This is a genomic window from Rhizobium azibense, assembly GCF_004342325.1.
Lineage (GTDB): Bacteria > Pseudomonadota > Alphaproteobacteria > Rhizobiales > Rhizobiaceae > Rhizobium > Rhizobium etli_B.
Window position 1 is genome coordinate 359,617 of the sequence record NZ_SMBJ01000008.1, and the last position, 18,583, is coordinate 378,199.

General features: G+C 61.4%; 15 protein-coding genes and 1 pseudogene. 12 read left to right on the forward strand and 4 right to left on the reverse strand.

Translation table 11 applies throughout. The features are described from left to right. Nucleotides 1-81: 81 nt before the first annotated feature. The 4 genes from cueR to EV130_RS21845 all read right to left on the reverse strand — a co-directional run bounded on the left by cueR (nucleotide 82) and on the right by EV130_RS21845 (nucleotide 4,753). Nucleotides 82-546 carry a Cu(I)-responsive transcriptional regulator gene (gene cueR / locus EV130_RS21830; RefSeq protein WP_074060995.1) on the reverse strand — a complete coding sequence of 155 codons (465 nt, stop codon included), beginning with the start codon at nucleotides 544-546 and terminating at the stop codon, nucleotides 82-84. Nucleotides 547-603: 57 nt separating this feature from the next. Continuing rightward, nucleotides 604-3,078 (reverse strand): heavy metal translocating P-type ATPase, encoded by a 2,475-nt coding sequence (locus tag EV130_RS21835; RefSeq protein WP_245520082.1) that lies wholly within the window; start codon nucleotides 3,076-3,078, stop codon nucleotides 604-606. Between the two features lie 116 nt (nucleotides 3,079-3,194). Next, on the reverse strand, nucleotides 3,195-4,361 hold the full coding sequence (locus EV130_RS21840) for an FAD-dependent monooxygenase (protein ID WP_132661313.1): 1,167 nt from the start codon (nucleotides 4,359-4,361) through the stop codon (nucleotides 3,195-3,197). 185 nt (nucleotides 4,362-4,546) lie between these two features. Then, nucleotides 4,547-4,753, reverse strand: a complete 207-nt coding sequence (locus EV130_RS21845) for a heavy-metal-associated domain-containing protein (RefSeq protein WP_342635856.1) — start codon at nucleotides 4,751-4,753, stop codon at nucleotides 4,547-4,549. 863 nt (nucleotides 4,754-5,616) lie between these two features. On the opposite strand from EV130_RS21845, the gene EV130_RS21850 reads away from it, so the two are divergent. From EV130_RS21850 to EV130_RS21905, 12 genes and pseudogenes are all read left to right on the forward strand, one after another. Then, the gene (locus EV130_RS21850) at nucleotides 5,617-6,609 is read left to right on the forward strand and encodes a sugar phosphate isomerase/epimerase family protein (RefSeq protein ID WP_132661316.1); all 993 of its coding nucleotides are present in this window, start codon (nucleotides 5,617-5,619) and stop codon (nucleotides 6,607-6,609) included. Nucleotides 6,610-6,654: 45 nt separating this feature from the next. Continuing rightward, complete coding sequence (locus tag EV130_RS21855; RefSeq protein WP_132552217.1) at nucleotides 6,655-7,719, forward strand: sugar ABC transporter substrate-binding protein; 1,065 nt, start codon at nucleotides 6,655-6,657, stop codon at nucleotides 7,717-7,719. Nucleotides 7,720-7,772: 53 nt separating this feature from the next. Continuing rightward, nucleotides 7,773-9,311 (forward strand): sugar ABC transporter ATP-binding protein, encoded by a 1,539-nt coding sequence (locus EV130_RS21860; RefSeq protein ID WP_132661318.1) that lies wholly within the window; start codon nucleotides 7,773-7,775, stop codon nucleotides 9,309-9,311. After that, nucleotides 9,304-10,278, forward strand: coding sequence for an ABC transporter permease (locus EV130_RS21865; RefSeq protein WP_074061003.1), 975 nt, complete (start codon nucleotides 9,304-9,306; stop codon nucleotides 10,276-10,278). Before EV130_RS21860 ends, EV130_RS21865 begins: the two co-directional genes overlap by 8 nt. After that, nucleotides 10,275-11,147: a MurR/RpiR family transcriptional regulator gene (locus EV130_RS21870; protein WP_074061004.1), complete on the forward strand. Its 873-nt coding sequence runs from the start codon at nucleotides 10,275-10,277 to the stop codon at nucleotides 11,145-11,147. Before EV130_RS21865 ends, EV130_RS21870 begins: the two co-directional genes overlap by 4 nt. Then, nucleotides 11,144-12,025, forward strand: coding sequence for a ribokinase (locus tag EV130_RS21875; RefSeq protein ID WP_132661321.1), 882 nt, complete (start codon nucleotides 11,144-11,146; stop codon nucleotides 12,023-12,025). The genes EV130_RS21870 and EV130_RS21875 overlap by 4 nt, the downstream gene beginning before the upstream one ends. A 336-nt stretch (nucleotides 12,026-12,361) precedes the next feature. Further along, nucleotides 12,362-13,411 (forward strand): LacI family DNA-binding transcriptional regulator, encoded by a 1,050-nt coding sequence (locus tag EV130_RS21880; protein WP_074061006.1) that lies wholly within the window; start codon nucleotides 12,362-12,364, stop codon nucleotides 13,409-13,411. Next, nucleotides 13,408-14,418: a Gfo/Idh/MocA family protein gene (locus EV130_RS21885; protein WP_132661323.1), complete on the forward strand. Its 1,011-nt coding sequence runs from the start codon at nucleotides 13,408-13,410 to the stop codon at nucleotides 14,416-14,418. Before EV130_RS21880 ends, EV130_RS21885 begins: the two co-directional genes overlap by 4 nt. Then, nucleotides 14,415-16,028: an acyl CoA:acetate/3-ketoacid CoA transferase gene (locus tag EV130_RS21890; protein ID WP_132661325.1), complete on the forward strand. Its 1,614-nt coding sequence runs from the start codon at nucleotides 14,415-14,417 to the stop codon at nucleotides 16,026-16,028. The genes EV130_RS21885 and EV130_RS21890 overlap by 4 nt, the downstream gene beginning before the upstream one ends. Continuing rightward, entirely contained in the window at nucleotides 16,021-16,800 is a 780-nt protein-coding gene (locus EV130_RS21895) for an enoyl-CoA hydratase/isomerase family protein (RefSeq protein ID WP_132661328.1), read from the forward strand. Before EV130_RS21890 ends, EV130_RS21895 begins: the two co-directional genes overlap by 8 nt. Beyond that, entirely contained in the window at nucleotides 16,794-18,320 is a 1,527-nt protein-coding gene (locus EV130_RS21900) for an aldehyde dehydrogenase family protein (RefSeq protein WP_207900892.1), read from the forward strand. Before EV130_RS21895 ends, EV130_RS21900 begins: the two co-directional genes overlap by 7 nt. Nucleotides 18,321-18,407: 87 nt before the next feature. Then, nucleotides 18,408-18,583, forward strand: a pseudogene (locus EV130_RS21905) (sugar ABC transporter substrate-binding protein); the annotation flags it as partial.

The following is an 18,583-nucleotide window of genomic DNA, read 5'->3' on the forward strand; positions in this document are numbered from 1 at the left end:
GCGATTGCTCGCCCTGTTCAAGCATTCGCGTAAACCTTCAACAAGGACGGCCCGGGCCGGGACATGTGAATGGTTGGTGGGCTATCGTCCGCCGAGGTCCGTCTTTAGCCCGTGGAGGCCGAAGCGGGCGTTGATCGCGGGCGGCGGCGCATCATCGTCCGGATTGGCAAACTCCTCGATGATCGGGCAGTCGGGCCGGTCGTTGCCCTGGCAGTGCTTGACCAGGTGCTTGAGCGTGGCCGTCATAGCGTGGATCGCCGCCGCCTTCCGCTCGAGTTCCTCGATGTGTTCTCGGGCAATGCTCTTCACGTCGGCGCTCGCTCTCGACCTGTCGCGCCACAAAGCCAGCAGCGTTTTCATCTGTTCTACCGAAAAGCCGAGGTCGCGCGCCCTGCGTATGAACCGCAAGGTGTGGATGTCGTTGTCGCCGTAGGTGCGATAGCTGGATTCCGTGCGATGTGCCGGCGAGATCAGCTTTATCTGCTCGTAGTACCGGATCATCTTGGCCGATACGCCACTGGCTTTGGCTGCATCTCCAATGTTCATTCTGTGCTCCTGTCGATACGGAAGTCGCGCCGATGGCATCGACGCCCACATCTGGTTTCAAGGTTGGGTTCGGCGAAGGCGAAGGGCGTTGGCGAGGACGAACACGCTCGACATGGCCATCGCGCCAGCGGCGAAGACCGGCGAAAGCAGCGTGCCGTTGACCGGGTAGAGAAGGCCGGCCGCGACCGGCACGAGGCCGGCGTTGTAGACGAACGCCCAGAACAGGTTCTGCTTGATGTTTCGGATTGTTGCGCGGCTGAGCCCGATTGCCGTGACGACCGCGGTAAGGTCTCCCGACATCAGGACGACGTCGGCGCTCTCGACGGCGACGTCGGTGCCGGTGCCGACGGCAAGCCCAACGTCGGCTTCCGTGAGGGCCGGGGCGTCGTTGATGCCGTCGCCGACAAAGGCGACCTTGCCATGCTCGCGGAGGCGTTTGACGGCCTCCACCTTGCCTTCCGGGCGCACCTGCGCGACCACGCGGTCAATGCCGAGCTCAGCGGCGACGGCCTCCGCGGTGCGACGGTTGTCTCCAGTGATCATCGCCACTTCGAGCCCGAAGGCGTGCAGGGCCCTAATCGCTCCGGGCGTCGTTTCCTTGATGGGATCCGAAACGGCGACGATCGCCGCGAGCCGACCGTCCACAGCAACATAGAGCGGCGATCTGCCCTTGCGGGAAAGTTCCTCGTCGACGAGGGCAAAGCCTTCTACGGAAATGCCCTCGCGCACCAGCGCCCGATCCGCACCCACGAGCAATGATCGACCTGCGACGGATCCTTTCACACCGTAGCCTGGGGACGCCTCGAAACCCTTCACATCGGCGAGCGCCAGCCCTTCGCTGTCGGCGGCCTTGACGATGGCTTCGGCGATCGGATGTTCTGACAGCGCCTCGATGCTTGCCACCCAGCCGAGGACGTCCTCGCGCAGGAAGCCATCAGCAACCTGGAAATCGGTGAGTTCCGGCTTGCCCTTCGTCAGCGTCCCGGTCTTGTCCAGAGCGACGATGCGGACCTCACGCAGGCTCTGCAGCGCTTCGCCCTTGCGGAACAGGATCCCTAGTTCGGCCCCGCGGCCCGTACCGACCATGATCGACGTCGGCGTGGCGAGGCCCATCGCGCACGGGCAGGCGATGATCAGGACGGCGACGGCGTTGACGAGGGCAAAGCTCAGCGCCGGTGAGGGGCCAAGGATCATCCACGCGCCGAAGGTCAGCAGCGCGACAACAATGACGGCGGGGACGAACCACCTGGTCACCCTGTCCACCAGAGCCTGGATCGGCAGCTTCGAACCCTGCGCTGCCTCGACCATGCGGACGATCTGGGCGAGAACGGTGTCGGCGCCGACTTTCGTCGCGCGGAATGTGAACGAACCCGTCTTGTTGATCGTGCCGCCCACTACCTCGCTTCCAATCGATTTCGAGCGAGGAAGGGGCTCGCCGGTGATCATGGCCTCGTCGACGTAGGACTCCCCGGAAACAACAGTGCCGTCGACCGGCACCTTTTCGCCGGGACGGATGCGGATCACGTCTCCAACCACGACGTCGTCGATCTCGGTCTCCACGAACCTCCCGGATCGCTCCACGAAGGCGGTCTTGGCCTGCAGGCCGAGGAGGCGCTTGATGGCCTGGCTCGTCTTGCCCTTCGCGCGGGCTTCCAGGTACCGGCCAAGCAGTATCAGGGTCACGATGACGGCCGCTGCCTCGTAATATACGTTGACGGTTCCGGCAGGCAGCGCGGCGGGGGCGAATGTCGCCACGACGGAGTATGTCCAGGCCGCCGAGGTTCCGAGCACCACGAGCGAGTTCATGTCGGGAGCCAGCCGCAGGAGATTGGGTAGGCCCTTCTGGAAGAAGACCAACCCAGGCCCGAACAGGACGACGGTCGCCATCATGAACTGCAGGTAGAGGCTCCCCCCCATCCCGAAAGTCTCCATCACGAACGCGTGGACGCCCGGTATGAAGTGGGAGCCCATTTCGATCAGGAACAGCGGCAGGGTGAGAATGACGGAGACGCCAAGGCGAAGCGCGAGCTTGTGTATTTCTACGTCGCGGCGGTCGTCCCCGTTGGCGTTCTCGGCTCGGCTTTCGGTTTTCGGCTGGTATCCAGCCGCGCGGATGGCGTCCTTCAATGCGCGTATGGACGCCGCACCAGCAGCGTAGCGGACGGTCGCCTTCTCGGTCGCGAGATTGACGGATGCGTCGACCACCCCTGGTAACGCCTTCAAAGCACGCTCGACGCGGGAGACGCACGAGGCGCACGTCATGCCGTCGACAAGCACCTCCAGCGTCTCGGTCCTGGCATGGTAGCCTGCGCCTTCGATGGCTTGCAGAACGGCAGCGGCGTCCGTTCTGTCCTTGAACGTCACGCTCGCACGTTCGGTCGCGAGGTTCACAGACGCCCCGACGACACCCGGAACGGCCTTGATCGCCCGTTCCACTCTGGCGCCGCATGAAACGCACGTCATGCCCTCGATCATGAACTCGGTCGGAATCGGCAATGCTGTCGACTTTTCAATCTTGGATATGGCAGTCATGGGAGGGGACCCTTGTTGAACTGCACACATAGGTAATCCTTCCGATGATGGGAAGGTCAAGTCCTTTTTCCAGCATGTCTTTCCGCATCCATCGACGACGTCGGACGAGGAGACCGCTAGGCTGCTGTACGGATCGGATCGAAGGCTATGTCGAGGATCGCATCGAGCTGCCGGTCCATGAAGTGCTGCGGGATGTTACTCACAAAGAAGTTGCGCAGTGGGACGACGAGCGGATTGTGCCATTGCGCCACACGCGCGTAGAGACGGGATTTGATCGTTATCAGGCGCGCACGGCCGACGCGGCGGGCATCGTATTCACGCAACGCCTTTTCAATTGGAAGACGCGCCATCAAAGCGCAAAGGACGGCGGCATCCTCGATGGCGAGACCGGCTCCCTGGCCGAGGTCCGGGGTCACCGCGTGGGCCGCATCCCCAAGCAGCACGATCTTGCCTCGTGTGAACGAACGCATCGGATCGAGGTCGAGGATGTCTGTCCGGATCAGCGAGGTCGGAGGTGTGCGCCCGAGCACTTCCGGGATCGGCTCGTGAAAATCTGCAAAGATGGCTTTCAAATCGTCAAGTTCGATCCCGGCCAATGCGGGATCATCTGTAATCTCGGCGCCGCGGCAGGCAAACCAGTAGATTCTGTCGCCTGGGATGGCGGCGAGGCCAAACCGCTTCCCCGCTCCCCAAGTCTCGGTAAGCTGGGCGCGATCCACTCCGCGAGGCAGGCCCGGCGAGATCGCCCGCCAGCACGTGTAGCGGGCAAAACTTTCATGTGACTGCGCAAACAGCGCCTTGCGCACCACAGAGTGGATGCCGTCACAGGCGAGGACGAAATCAGCCTCGACCGCATCGCCATTTGCAAAGTCGAGCACCACCCGATCGCCAGCCTCGCGCGCACCGACACACTTCATGCCCGTCCGGATCGTCCCCTCAGGAAGCTTCGAAAGAAGCGCCTGATGGAGATCGCCACGATGGAGCACCGCCATCGCGAGATGTCCGTAGCGGCGGCTGACCTGCTGCAAGTCGGTGGTTTGCAGCACCTTCCCCCACTGGTCCAGGAGGTCGAGCCTCCGCATCGGCTTAGCCTTGGCAACCACCCCATCGTAGAGTTGAAGCGCACGAAGGGCACGAAGCGCGTTCGCGCTGAGGCTGAGGCCGGCTCCGAGCGGCTCGAGCCTCACCGACTGTTCATAGACGTCGACATCCGAGCCGATGAGACGCAGGCCCTGCGCCGCCGCCAGTCCGGCAATGCCTGCGCCAACAATTACCGCGTGCATGCGTGACCGTCCCTTTTTTAAGTCTGGCCAACGTCCTGCATGAGCGAATGTTCCCGGCCGGCAACGCATGCCTGTCGACGGCTGGTAAAGGTCGGTGGAGCTTCGCACGAAGGTTTTCAGGCGCCACGCTCTTCTATCGGGAGCTTGAAATTGGTTGGAAAGCGCCGTTCCGGCGGCCTCAACAATCAGATCCGCGTGAAGCTGGAAGGGTAGCCGGCTGTTTCGATGGCGGCGTTGATAGCCGATGGATCCAGCCTTGTCGCGACCTTCGCGGTCTTCGAAGCAAGGTCGATGACGGTCGAGGCTTCCGGATCGGCAGTCTTGATCGCCTTTTCCACGGTGCTTGCACAATGGCCGCAGGTCATATTCTGAATTTCGAATTCGTACATCATGGTCTCCAAATCTTCTGACCGCTTCGATATGGAGCTTCCAATCATGGGAAGGTCAAGATCCTGCACAAAAGAACTGCGCCGGTGCGACAGCTCCCGTTAGAGGCGCTTGCGGTGACACGACGAAATAACCCGCCAGTGCGTTCCATTCTCCTTCGACGGCACCTCGCCGTCTTGCCATGCGGGGCAAAGAAACCTTTTGCAGGCTCGAGGGCGTGAACCTTCGATGTCTCGCGCGATAGCCGGCGAGTTTGACCAGAGGCGCCGGTGTGTAGGCCCCACGCATTCCACTGCTGTCGTTTAAACTGTGCGGATTTGAAGTGCTTTCGTTGATCACGAGAAAGGACTTCTTCGGCAGCCGCGCTCAGCCTGCGACTTCATCGGGCGGTGACGGCAAGCATTTGAGTTCAAGCCGCATATCGTCTCGCAGCTTGGCATCGCGAGGCGATGAATTCAGCCAAGCTCGGGCAAGAGACTTTTGATGGCTAGAAGTCGATAATTCGCGTCTCCTGTCGGGGCACAAGGGAATATCGCAAACGTAGTCGAATGGCCCCGGTCTCATCCGCAACTCTGCCGAACGTTCCGTCTGGATGATTTCACCAGAAGAAGAAACGCTGTGAAGTTTTGGCCGTCCCTTGGCGAGACGAGTGCGTTTTTTCGTGCTTTTCTCAATTGCGGATCCCAACGGCATAAGTCGCACAACTCGTTGATTTATAAAGATTTGTTTTCTTTCTAGATTTGGATGTTTCAATCTGCTCGCTAGAGCGGCGCGGGAGGTTCTGATGTACTGCAAGAACTATTTTACTTTACAAAAGGATATTTATTTGTGATGTTGTGGCAGACGAAGTTCAAATAGGGCCGAGATATTGTCCACCTTACGCTTTGCCACACGTCTCAATTCCTTTGCGTCAAATCCTCAGGCGGAATGGCCGGAATTGAACCGGAAGCCGTCGGTTTTGCAGATGGCCGCGCGTGCCGCCAAGGTCGACGGCCTGACCGACCTCGATCTCAATTATCCCGACCACGTCGGCGAGAAGCCGTCCGGACTCGCTGCCAAACTTCAGGATATGGGATTGGCTATCAACGGGTTCGCTATGCGCTACTACACGAACCCCGCCTTCAAGATCGGAGCATTCACAAATCCCGACGAAAAGGTTCGCCGCGAGGCGATCGACCTGACGAAGGCGGGGATTGACGCGGCTCGTGACGCGGGCTCCAACCTGATGACAATCTGGCTTGGTCAGGACGGGTTCGACTACGCCTTCCAGGCGGACTACGACCGCCTGTGGCAACACGAAATCGATGGAATCCGTGAAGTCTGCGAGCATGACCCGGAATGCCTTGTCAGCATCGAATACAAGCCAAACGAACCTCGCTCTTACAGCCTTCTGCCAGATTGTGCGACGACACTGCTCGCCATAAAGGAAGCGGGCTGCGCCAACCTTGGCGTCACGCTTGACTTCGCCCACGTCCTTTATGCCGACGAGCAGCCGGCCTTTGCCGCCGCAATGATCGCCCGCCACAGCCGCGTGCTCGGTGTTCATCTCAACGACGGGTATGCAAAGCGTGACGATGGCCTGATGGTCGGTGCGGTCCACTCGATCCAGACGATCGAACTTCTCCGCCAAATCCGCCGCGACGGATACGATGGCGCAATCTATTTCGACACGTTCCCAGACATGACCGGCCTTGATCCGGTTCACGAATGCGAGGTCAACATCAAGACGGTCAAGCGGATGCTCGACGTCGTCGATCGCCTCGAGCAGGACAACCGCCTTGCAGGCGCGATTGACCGACAAGACGCCGTTTCTGCCCAGGCAATTCTTCAGGAAACCATGCTGGGCGCCTCGGCGCACTAATCCGGCCTTTGGCCATTTTTCCAACGACCCATTCGGGAGGAACCGATGAAGAGACTTTTGACGTCAGCTATCGCCGCAGGCTTTGCAGCTGCTCTTTGGGCTCATGCCGGCTTTGCGCAGGAGCTCGCTCCACTGGACTCCGACACCGAAAAGAACCGCATCGACTGGTCGCAGCTCGAAATGAAGTTCGGTGCGCTTCCCAAGCCATCGGAAGGCACCAAGGCGGGCGGCGTTTCAAAGACGCTGACCAACGAATACTGGCGTTCTCTCGGCGAGGGTTACAAGAAGTTCGCCGACAAGGCTGGCGTTACCGTCGCCTATCAGGCGGCACAGAGCGAGGGCGATCAGTTGGGTCAGCTCACGATCGCGGAAGGCATGGTGACACAGGGCTTCAAAGTGCTCCTCCTCTCGCCTCAGACCGATGCGAACCTCCAGCCAGTGATGGAGCAGGCCAAGGCCGCCAATATTCCGGTGGTCAACGTTAACGATGCGGTCATTCCCCAGGCCGAACATTATGTCGGCAACGTGCAGCGCGACAACGGAGTTCGCGTCGCCAAATGGTTCAAAAAGAACCGCCAGGAAGGCGGAAAGGTCGCTGTTATCGAGGGCCAGGCCGGCGTCTATGCCGCTGTGCAAAGGACAGACGGCTTCAAATCGACGATTGGCGAGAACGGCAAGTTTCAGGTCGTGGCAAGCGTTCCCGGAAACTGGGATCGCCAGCAGTCCTACGATGCGGCTACGAACATCCTGCAGCAGCACCCCGATCTGATCGGCTTCTACTGCAACAACGACGGCATGGCGCTCGGCGTGGTGGAAGCAGTCAAGGCGGCAAACCTGCTTGGCAAGGTCGCAGTGTTCGGTACCGACGGGATTTCCGACGCCTATGCGTCGATCAAGGCAGGCGAACTCACCGGGACGGTCGATAGCTTCCCGGTTCTGACCGGCGAGGTTGCGATGGAAACCGCTCTGCGCCTGGTTGCCGGCCAGCAGCTGCCACGTGTCATCGCCACACCACAGGCACTGATCACGAAGGACAACTTCGCCAACTATCAGGGTGATGAAGCCAAGGTGCGCGAAGTCCTGCTGAAGGACGCCGCAAGCGCGCAGTGACCGAAACACGAGCCGGTCGAAATGGCCGGCTCGCTTTCATCGAGTGTAGTGAGATGGCATCGACAGCACGATTGAAATTCGAAGGCATCACGAAGGAATTCCCGAGCGTCAAGGCGCTGTCGCACGTCTCCTTCGAGATCATGCCGGGCGAGATCCACGCATTGCTCGGAGAAAACGGCGCAGGTAAGTCGACACTTCTGCGCATCCTTTCAGGAGTTTTTCGACCGACGAGTGGCGAGATCCACGTGGACGGTCGGATGACCCAATTCAAGCGTCCAGAGAGCGCACGGGCGGCCGGCATCGCAATGATCCACCAGGAACTCCAGCAGGTTCCGCACCTCACGGTCGCCCAGAACATGTTTCTCGGGCACCCGATCAAGAGGGCGGGCGGTTTGCTTGTAAACCAGCGGGAACAGGAGCGGCGGGCGGGCGAAGCGCTTGCCATGATTGATCCGTCTATCGATCCATCGCAGCCCATCAAGAATCTCAAGGTCGCCCAGCGTCAGATCGTAGAGATCGCGCGCGCACTTCTCGACAATTCGAAGATCGTCGCAATGGACGAACCGACGTCCAGCTTGACGCCGGCTGAGTTCGCCAGCCTGGCGGCGGTCATCGAAAAGCTCGCCGCCTCAGGCGTCTCGATCATCTATGTCTCGCACAAGATGGACGAAGTGTTCCGGATCTGCCATCGCGGCACGGTCATGCGCGACGGTGCGGTCGTCGGCGTCGTGGATCTCAAGAGGACGCCCGAAAAGGACGTCATCGCGATGATGGTCGGTCGCGAACTGATGCACGAGGCACATCACTCGCACGCGGCAAGCAATATCCGCCTCGAAGTCCGCGGTCTGTCTTCGGCAACCACCCACGTAAAGGACATCTCCTTTGACGTGCGCAGGGGCGAGGTTCTCGGCATTGCCGGCCTTGTGGGGTCGGGGCGTACGGAGTTGCTTCGTCTTCTCGCAGGCGTCGACCCGATCGCGTCCGGTACCGTAAAATTCGACGGCAACATCCTCAAGCTCACCAATCCGCGCTCGGCGATCGCCGCCGGCATCGGCCTTCTTCCCGAAGAGCGCAAAAGGGAGGGTATCATCCCAGTTCGACCGGTCGCCACCAACATGGCATTGCCGTCGCTTGGAAAATTCTCCCGCGCAGGAGTGATCCAGCACTCCCAGGTCAACAGGACCGCCAACGACCTCCTCAAGCAGGTCAACCTGCGGCCTTTCCAGATCGATCGCCCAATCAAGCTCTTTTCGGGCGGCAATCAGCAGAAGGCGATCATTGCGCGCTGGCTTGCTGCCGGCTCCGAAATCCTCCTCTTCGACGAGCCGACGCGCGGTATCGACGTCGGCGCTAAGGCGGAAATCTATCATCTCATCGAGCAGCTCGCTTCCGAAGGAAGGTCGATCATCGTCGTCTCCTCGGAGCTTCCGGAAGTCATGCGTGTATCTGACCGCGTCGTCGTGATGCGCAACGGAAAGATCGCGGCTCAACTCGACCGCGACCAACTCTCAGAGCAGAGCATCGTCGCTCACGCTATCGGTGAGGCCGGCCCCGACGCCCATTCCTGCGAGCAGGAGCATTCCCATGTCTGATATCACCACCGGGGCGCCTGCGCGTTCCTCCAGGCTCTTGTCTTCGTTCTCCGTCCGAGACGCAGGCACGCTGATCGGCCTGATTCTCATCATGGCGGTTTTCGCGGTCCTTGTCCCCGGCTTCATCTCCGAGCGAAACCTGATCAACATTTTGCAGCAGTCGAGCATCAACGCCTGCCTTGCACTGGGTATGACACTCGTCATCATCTCAGGCGGCATCGATCTCTCGGTCGGACCGACCGCTGCGATCGCCGCCGTCATCAGCGCGTCACTGATGGTTGCAGGCTTTCCCATCCCCATCGCCATTGCAGCGGGTCTCGCAATCGGTGTTGTGTGTGGTCTCGTGAACGGTTTCCTTGTCGCCTATGTCGGACTGCAGCCCTTCATCGTCACTCTTGGGACGCTCAGCACGTATCGGGCGATCGCCCTCATCTATACCGGCGGCAATCCCGTACTCGGCATCCCGCAAGGCTTCCGCAGCATCTTCAACGGCTCGGTCGCGGGTATTCCGAACTCGGTGGCCATCGTTGCGGTGGTCGCGGTACTTGCATGGGTGCTGCTCAAGAAGACGCCGATTGGCGAATACCTTCTTGCCGTCGGTGGGAACGAGGAGGCCTCCTACGTTGCGGGCGTTCCAATCGCGCTTACCAAAGTGACCGCCTACGTCATCTCGGGCACGCTTGCAGCGCTTGCGTCGCTGATCCTTATCGGACGCCTCGGTGCAGCCGAACCGATCCTCGGCAATCTCTGGGAGCTTGACGCAATTGCGGCAGCGGCGATCGGCGGAGCTTCTCTCATGGGAGGCAAGGGCAGCGTTATAGGCACGATCCTCGGTGCGATCATACTCGGCGCCATGCGCAACGGTTTGACCTTGATGAACGTCCAGGCTTTCTATCAACTGCTGGCAACTGGCCTTATAATTCTGGTTGCGATGATGATCGATCGCCTGACGAGGGGACGTGGATGAACCTGGAAACTGATCTGAAGGCCGTCGGCCCACGCATACGCATGATGATGCCGCTTCTGACACCGTTGGAAGCGCGCGTCGTCGAGACCGTCTTCGCATTGCGGACCTTCGACGACGAGACGTCGCTCAAGGAAATCGCAGCCGAGGCCGGCGTCTCCGAGGCAATGGTCGTCAAGATCACCAAGAAGCTTGGGTTTGCGGGCTATCGCGAATTCCGCAGCGCGGTCACCCAGTACAATCGGCTGCCGACGGCGGAGATGCATCAGGAACTGTCAATCGAAGATACATCGCAGGAGATCATCCAGAAGGTCTTCCGGACTTCGATCCACGCACTGGAGGAGACGCTCTCCATTATGAACGTGGAGGCCTTCGACAGAGCCGCAGATCTGATCCACGGCGCGCGCAACCGAGATTTCTATGGAGTGGGGGGATCGGCACAGATCGCCCGGGACACGTCGCACAAGTTCCTGAGGATCGGCGTCCGGTCGCAGGTCTACGACGATTCCCATATGATGCTGATGTCGGCTTCCCTTCTAGGCGAAGGCGACGTCGCAATCGGCTTTTCGCATTCCGGCAACACCGTCGCAGTCATCGAAGCGATCCAGCTTGCCCGCAAGAACGGCGCGCGCACGATCGCCATTACCAACTACAACGCTTCACCGCTGGCCCAGCAGTCCGACGTGGTGCTCTGTTCGACGGCGCAGGGGTCGCCGCTGATGGGCGAAAACGCCGCGGCCCGGATTGCCCAGCTCAATATTCTGGACGCCGTATTCGTCGCGGTCGCCCAGCGCGACTATCGAGCCGCGGAAAAGAACCTTTCGAAGACGATGGCCGCGGTCACGTCCAAACGGAAAGACAAGTTTCTATGACATTGAATTCTCCCGCCGTCGTCGTGTTCGGCAGTCTCCACTACGATATCATCGTGAAGGGGCCGCACCGTCCGCGAAAGGGTGAAACGGTCGCGGGTTCGGCCTGGTACACCAAGTGCGGCGGCAAAGGCGGCAATCAGGCGGTGTCGGCGGCAAAGCACGGGGTTTCGACGGTCATGATCGGAGCGGTTGCCGACGACGAGTTTGGCCGGGCCTTGACGAAAAACCTGGACGATCACAAGGTCGATCGCCGTTTCGTGAGAGCTCTTCCCGGCGCTGCATCCGGCATGAGCGTTGCGATTTTCGACTCCGAAGGCGACTACGGGGCGGTGTTCGTCTCCGGAACCAATCTTCAATTGGGCGCCGAAGACGTCGAGGGCGCATCGGCGGTTTTTCAGGCCGGGTCGGTGCTCGTGCTTCAGAACGAGGTGCCTGACGAGGCCAACCTGGCGGCTGCGGCGGCAATGAAGAGGGCGGGTGGAACCGTGGTTCTGAACGCAGCTCCCGCCCGCGCCCCGTCGAGTGAGTTGACCGCCCTTGTTGACGTCGTTGTCGTCAATGCCGGCGAGGCAGAAGCGCTCGCTTCAGTCCCAAGCGTCGAATCTCTCGACAATGCGCTCGCGGCCGCGCGGATTCTAGCGGAACGGTATCCCGTGGCCGTCGTGACAGCCGGCGGGGACGGGGTCGCGTTCGTCGAACGCGACGGAGACGAAAAGGCAATACCGGCCGTCAAGGTCAAGCTTGTGAGCACGCATGGCGCCGGCGACGAGTTCATCGGAGTCTTCGCCGCGCAGATCGCCGGGAGGTCGTCGATCGAGGCGGCGGTTGCAAAAGCGAACGAAGCGGCGGCCATCCTGGTAAGCACGCCTCACGGTTGACACGGGACCATTTGGCGCCGGGCGTATTTTCCGGCGACCGATCGCCTTCGAAAAGACACATGCGGGATCGCGCCGAAGGCCATTGGCGAGGTAGGTCTCTACTTGTCGAGTTATGAATGCCATCGCGATAACTGTCGCCATAAAATTAGATCGTTCCAAAAATTCCAAGCGGAATCCCGCGCAATCGAAGCGGCTCAATCAAAAAAATTTAACTTTCAATACAATCGCTTATCGATGAAAGTCGGATTGACGTCGTCTTTCGGCGACAATCTCCCTTGCTCAATTGGAACGTTCCAATTAGAAACACTCTCATGGCGCATGCCATAGGAGGATCTCATGACAAAAGGGCGGGTTACCGTCATCGACATCGCCAAGGCCGCCGGCGTTTCGAAGTCGACCGTTTCCCTGGTGTTGCAGGGGTCTTCGCTGGTCAACGACGCAACGCGCGCCAAGGTCAATTCGGTGATGCGAGATCTCGGCTACGTCTACAATCGCGGCGCAGCCAATCTCAGGCAGTCGGGTTCAAACTCGAAGATCATTGGCGTCGTCGTCAACGACCTCACCAACAGCTTCTTTGCCGAACTGGCCGTCGGTGTCGACATGGTCGTTCAGTCCGCCGGCTTCGTCCAATTCCTCTCCAACACGAGCGAGAACCTCGACCGTCAGCGGGAAGTCATCGCATCCATGCGCGAGCACGGCATCTCCGGTCTGATCCTGTCGCCGGCGCGCGGCACGGAAGCCTCGGACCTGAAGCCGCTCGTAGCTTCTGGCATCCCCGTCGTGGTCGCGGTCCGAAACGTGCCGGGAGCGAAGGTTTCTTCCATCGCATCAGACAACCGTCAGGGCGTCTTCGCAGCCGTGCAGCATCTGGTGTCGCTTGGCCACAGCCGGATCGCGTTCCTCGGCGGCTTCCGCGACACCGCCGTTTTCCACGAGCGCCTCGAAGGGTATCGCGCCGCCGCTCGCTCGTGCCTGCTTGGACATGACGAGGATCTGGTCGTCGATTCCGCTCCCTCGCGGGCAGGCGGCGCCGAGGCGATCGGGCGGGCCCTGTCAATCGGCAGCAAGCCTACCGCCGCCGTTTGCTTCAACGACGCCGTTGCGTTCGGCGCCTGCGACGGCCTTCGGGCCAAGGGTATCGAGCCGGGCAAAGAATTCGCGGTCGTCGGCTTTGACGACGTCATCGAGGCAAAGACCGCCGTTCCGGCTCTCACGACGATTTCCGTCGACCCGCAGGGAATGGGACGTCGGGCGGCGCAACTGCTGCTCAAACAGATCAGCGCCGGCAAGGCCGAGGCGGAGACGATCGTATCGTCCGTCCGACTGGTGGTCCGCGAAAGCTGCGGTACTGGCAACGGCTCCACCCTCGGGAGGAAGCAGGCATGACTGTAGGTTGGGGACTGATCGGGGCGAGTACGATCGCGCGAGAGTGGGTCATCGATGCGATCCGCGCGGCAGATGGCAAGATATTGTCGGTCATGAGTTCGCACTTCGAGCGCGCACGCAAGTACGCCGCGGAGAATGGCATCGAAAACTCCACGACCGACCTGAACGATCTCCTTTCCAACGCCGACATAGACGCCGTCTACATCTCCACGACCAACGAGCTACATCGCGATCAGGCGGTCGCGGCGGCGCGGGCGGGCAAGCATATATTGTGCGAAAAGCCGCTGGCGATGTCCGTCCAGGATGCGAAAGCGATGGCCGATGCAGCCGCAAGCGCCGGCGTGGTCCTCGCGACCAACCATCATCTGCGCAATTCGGCCGCGCACACGGCTATTCGCGAGGCAGTCGCTGCCGGCAAGATCGGACGCCCCCTTTCGGCACGTGTCTTCCACGCCGGCTATCTGCCGATGCACCTGCACGGCTGGCGTCTTGACAATCCCTCCGCAGGTGGAGGTGCGATCCTCGACCTCACTGTCCACGACGTGGACGCGTTGCGTTACGTGCTCGGGCGCAATCCGACGGAAGTCGTCGCCTTCGCGCAATCGGGCGGAATGACGCGCGAAGGTCTGGAGGACGCCGTGATGGGCGTGATCCGCTTCGAGGACGGCGTCATCGCGCAGTTCCACGACGGATTTACCACCAAGTTCGTCGAGACCGGCCTGGAAGTGCATGGCACCGAAGGCTCGCTCGTCGGACGCAACGTCATGACCCAGCGCCCGGTCGGAACCGTCGTGCTGCGCACAGCCGACGGAGACAAGAACCTGCCGGTGGATGGTTCCAACATTTACGAGGGCGTCGTCCGGACGTTCCATGCCGCAATGAATGAGGGCTCGCCTTCGGCCACGGCCGAGGACGGGATCTGGTCGCTGGCGACCGCACTTGCCGTCAAGAGGGCGGTTGCGACGGGTGCGGCCGTGAAAGTTGAAACAGGACTCAAAAGAACATGAGCAAGCACGTCACCCCGGCGCAAGCCGCAGCTCTCATCCCGGACGGCGCCATCGTCACCGTATCGTCGTCGAGCGGCCTCGGCTGCCCCGACCTGATGTTGAAGGCGATCGGCGAACGCTTCGATAAGACCGGCCATCCGCGTGACCTGACGACGCTACATCCGATCGCCGCCGGCGACATGAGCGGCATCAAGGGCGTCGACTACATCGCGAAGAACGGGCTTCTCAAGAAGATCATCGGCGGGTCCTATCCGTCGGGCCCGTCGAGCTCCGAACCACCTCTCATCTGGCAGATGATCACGAACAACGAGATTCCGGCCTACAACATTCCGTCGGGCATCATGTTCGACATCCACCGCGAGGCGGCGGCCAAGCGTCCGGGCGTGCTCACAAAGGTGGGCCTGGAGACGTTCGTCGATCCAAGCCGGCAGGGCTGCGCCATGAACGAACTGGGGGCCGGGGAGCCGGTGGTCAAGCGCGTGTCCTTCGAAGGCGACGACTATCTGTTCTTCCCGTCGATCGTTCCGCAGGTCGCCATTATCCGGGCGACGACCGCTGACGAGCGCGGCAACCTTACCTATGAGCACGAGGGCGCCTATCTCGGTGGTCTCGACCAGGCGCTCGCGGCCCGCAACAACGGTGGCATCGTCATCGCGCAGGTGAAGCGCCTCACGAAGGAAGGCTCGATGAAGCCCCATGACGTCCGCGTCCCCGGCATGCTCGTGGACTACGTCGTCGTCGATCCCGACCAGAAGCAGACGACCCAGACCGTTTATGACCCGGCGATCTCGGGGGAGATCTTCCGCCCGCTCGACACCTTCCGGGTGCCGGAATTCAACATCCAGAAGGTCATCGCCCGCCGCGTCGCGCAGGAGCTGCAGGCCGGCAGCTGCGTCAACCTTGGCTTCGGCATCTCGGCGAACGTGCCCCGCATTCTGATGGAGGAGGGGCTTCACGGCGCAGTAACCTGGGTCATCGAGCAGGGTGCGGTCGGAGGCGTTCCGCTGCTCGACTTCGCGTTTGGCTGCGCATCGAACGCCGATGCCTACATGCCGTCGCCGTACCAGTTCACCTATTTTCAGGGGGCAGGTTTCGACGCCTCGCTCCTGTCCTTCCTCGAGATTGGCCGGGACGGCTCGGTCAACGTGTCGAAGCTGTCCTTCCGTCCGCACGTTACAGCGGGCGTGGGCGGCTTCGTCGACATTACGGCACGTGCCAGGAAGATCGTCTTCTCAGGAATGTTCAATGCCGGCGCAAAACTCGCCATCGCCGACGGCAGGCTCGTGATCGAAAAGGAAGGCAAGCTCAAGAAGCTCGTCAACGAGGTCGAGCACGTGACCTTTTCGGGCAAGCGCGCGGTCGAGCAGGGTCAGGACATCACCTATGTCACCGAGCGGTGCATCATGAAACTGACGCCGAAGGGTATGGTGCTGACCGAAATCGCGCCGGGCGTCGATCTTCAGGAACACATCCTTGGCCAGTCCGAGTTCCCGCTGATCTTATCCGACGATCTCAAGGTCATGGACGCAAATCTCTTTGCCGAAGCCAACATTGGGCTCTCGCTTCCCAAGAAGAGCGCCCGCGTTTTGGAGGGCACCTACAATGGCTAGCGGAACGGTGAAGGTCGAAATCGAAGGTCATGTCGCGACGATGACGGTATCGCGGCCGGAGAAGCTGAACGCTCTCGACCTCGACATGCTCAAGGCGCTGTCTGAGGCTGCTGACGAGGCTGAAGCCAACGCCCAGGTCCGTGTCGCCATCCTGACCGGCGAAGGCAAGGGGTTCTCCGCGGGCGGCGACATCAAGGCCTGGGGCGGCATGCGACCGGAAGAGTTTGGTCATGCATGGGTCCGCCACGGCCACCGCATCTTCGAACGGCTTGCAACGCTGCGCGTGCCGCTTGTCGCCGCTCTCAACGGTCATTCGCTTGGCGGTGGTCTTGAACTTGCAGGCGTCGCGGATATTCGCATCGCCGAACAGCAGATCAAGATCGGACTTCCCGAGACCGGCCTGGGCATGGTTCCGGGCTGGTCTGGCACCCAGCGTCTGGTCAAGCGCTTCGGCGCCCAGGTCGTGCGCCGCATGGCCCTTGGCGGCGAGATCTTCACCGCCGATGAAGCGCGCGCTCTCGGCATCGTCGATGCGGTCACCACCACGGGCAACGCCGTCGAGGCAGCCAAGGTCTACGCGGCTCGCATCGCTGCACGCGGCCCGGTGGCGCTCGAAGTCGTCAAACTCATGATCGCCTCGGCCAATGGCGAGGACAACGGAACCGCCGTCGAGGCGCTCGGCTCGATCCTCGTCGCGAAAACCGGCGATCTCAAGGAGGGTGTCGCGGCCTTCACGGAGAAGCGTCCCGTACAGTTCAAAGGAGAATGGTAATGACTGTTCTGGTTACCCCCAAGGCACTCGCCGACCACAACGCCCGCGACTTCATGATGCTGATCGACGGCAAGTGGGAGGCCGGCGGCTGCCAGCCGTTGGAACGCCTCGCACCGAGCCACGGCGTCGTCGTCAGCCGCTACCCGAGGGGAACGAAGGCTGATGCCGAACGCGCGATCGCCGCTGCGCGCAGGGCCTTCGATCATGGCCCCTGGCCGCACATGACTGCATCCGAGCGCTCGGCTGTTCTTCTCAAGGCTGCCGATCTGATCGCCGCACGCTCGGAGGAGCTCGCCTATCTCGACGCCATCGAAGCTGGAAAGCCGATCTCGCAGGTCCGCGGCGAGATCGGCGGTGCCGTCGACATCTGGCGCTACGCCGCCGCGCTCGCCCGTGACCTGCATGGCGAGAGCTACAACACGCTCGGAGACGGCACTCTTGGCGTCGTCCTTCGCGAAGCGATCGGCGTCGTCTCGATCATCACGCCGTGGAATTTCCCGTTCCTGATCGTCGGCCAGAAGCTGCCGTTTGCTCTGGCCGCCGGCTGCACGACGGTGGTCAAGCCTTCCGAGCTGACCTCGGGATCGACGCTCGTGCTGGGCGAAATCCTGCAGGCAGCCGGTCTTCCGGACGGCGTGGTCAACATCGTCACCGGCACAGGCCCGGAGGTCGGCGCGATCATGACGACGCATCCGCAAGTCGACATGGTTTCCTTCACCGGTTCGACCGGTGTTGGAAAGCTGACGATGTCGAACGCGGCGCAGACGCTGAAGAAAGTCTCGCTCGAGCTAGGCGGCAAGAACCCGCAGATCGTATTTCCCGATGCCGATCTCGACGCCTTCATCGACGCCGCTGTCTTCGGCGCGTACTTCAACGCCGGCGAATGCTGCAACGCAGGCTCCCGACTGATCCTGCACAAGAGCATCGCCTCCGACGTGGTGAAGCGCGTCGCCGAACTGGCCAAGGACGTCAAGGTGGGCGACCCGCTCGATTCAAGCACGCAGGTCGGCGCGATCATCACGCAGCAGCACCTCGAAAAGATCAACGCCTACGTGGCCGGTGCAAAGAGCAGCGGAGCGAAGGTAGTTCATGGCGGCGAAGCTGTCGATTTCGGAATGGGCCAGTTCATGGCCCCGACCATCCTCGAGGCGGTTACGCCTGATATGACTGTCGCGCGTGAGGAAGTCTTTGGTCCCGTCCTTTCCGTGCTGGCCTTCGAAACGACGGCCGAGGCAATCGAGATCGCAAACTCCATCGACTACGGTCTTTCCGCCGGCGTATGGAGCCGCGATTTCGACACCTGCCTGACGATCGGCCGCAAGGTGCGGGCAGGGACGGTGTGGATGAACACCTTCATGGATGGCGCTTCGGAGCTTCCCTTTGGAGGTTACAAGCAGTCGGGCCTCGGCCGTGAACTGGGCCGCCACGCGGTGGAAGACTACACCGAGACGAAGACGCTCAATATGCACATCGGCGCCCGCACGAGCTGGTGGATGCCGAAACGGGAAACGCTGGCCTAGGCCAGCAACGAGACTACGCCCGAGGAGGGCGGGTGATCGGTGCGGGAATGGGTCCTGCACCTTCCAAACATGCACTGGGAGGTTTTAATGCGCAGGTTTTTGACATCTACCGCTGTGATCGCGCTGGCATTTGCTGGTGGGACCGCAGTTGCGCGGGCCGACGACGCAAAGGAAGTGCAGATGCTGCACTGGTGGACGTCGGGCGGTGAGGCTGCGGCGCTCAACGTGCTCAAGGAGGACCTTTCCAAGGAAGGCTTTGCCTG

Coding starts and splice junctions, on each gene's coding strand:
- EV130_RS21865 (WP_074061003.1), top strand. CDS start 9,304: ATGTCTGATATCACCACCGGGGCGCCTGCGCGTTCCTCCAGGCTCTTG.
- EV130_RS21855 (WP_132552217.1), top strand. CDS start 6,655: ATGAAGAGACTTTTGACGTCAGCTATCGCCGCAGGCTTTGCAGCTGCT.
- EV130_RS21875 (WP_132661321.1), top strand. CDS start 11,144: ATGACATTGAATTCTCCCGCCGTCGTCGTGTTCGGCAGTCTCCACTAC.
- EV130_RS21900 (WP_207900892.1), top strand. CDS start 16,794: ATGGTAATGACTGTTCTGGTTACCCCCAAGGCACTCGCCGACCACAAC.
- EV130_RS21870 (WP_074061004.1), top strand. CDS start 10,275: ATGAACCTGGAAACTGATCTGAAGGCCGTCGGCCCACGCATACGCATG.
- EV130_RS21835 (WP_245520082.1), bottom strand. CDS start 3,078: ATGACTGCCATATCCAAGATTGAAAAGTCGACAGCATTGCCGATTCCG.
- EV130_RS21880 (WP_074061006.1), top strand. CDS start 12,362: ATGACAAAAGGGCGGGTTACCGTCATCGACATCGCCAAGGCCGCCGGC.
- EV130_RS21860 (WP_132661318.1), top strand. CDS start 7,773: ATGGCATCGACAGCACGATTGAAATTCGAAGGCATCACGAAGGAATTC.
- EV130_RS21890 (WP_132661325.1), top strand. CDS start 14,415: ATGAGCAAGCACGTCACCCCGGCGCAAGCCGCAGCTCTCATCCCGGAC.
- EV130_RS21895 (WP_132661328.1), top strand. CDS start 16,021: ATGGCTAGCGGAACGGTGAAGGTCGAAATCGAAGGTCATGTCGCGACG.
- cueR (WP_074060995.1), bottom strand. CDS start 546: ATGAACATTGGAGATGCAGCCAAAGCCAGTGGCGTATCGGCCAAGATG.
- EV130_RS21885 (WP_132661323.1), top strand. CDS start 13,408: ATGACTGTAGGTTGGGGACTGATCGGGGCGAGTACGATCGCGCGAGAG.
- EV130_RS21840 (WP_132661313.1), bottom strand. CDS start 4,361: ATGCACGCGGTAATTGTTGGCGCAGGCATTGCCGGACTGGCGGCGGCG.
- EV130_RS21845 (WP_342635856.1), bottom strand. CDS start 4,753: ATGATGTACGAATTCGAAATTCAGAATATGACCTGCGGCCATTGTGCA.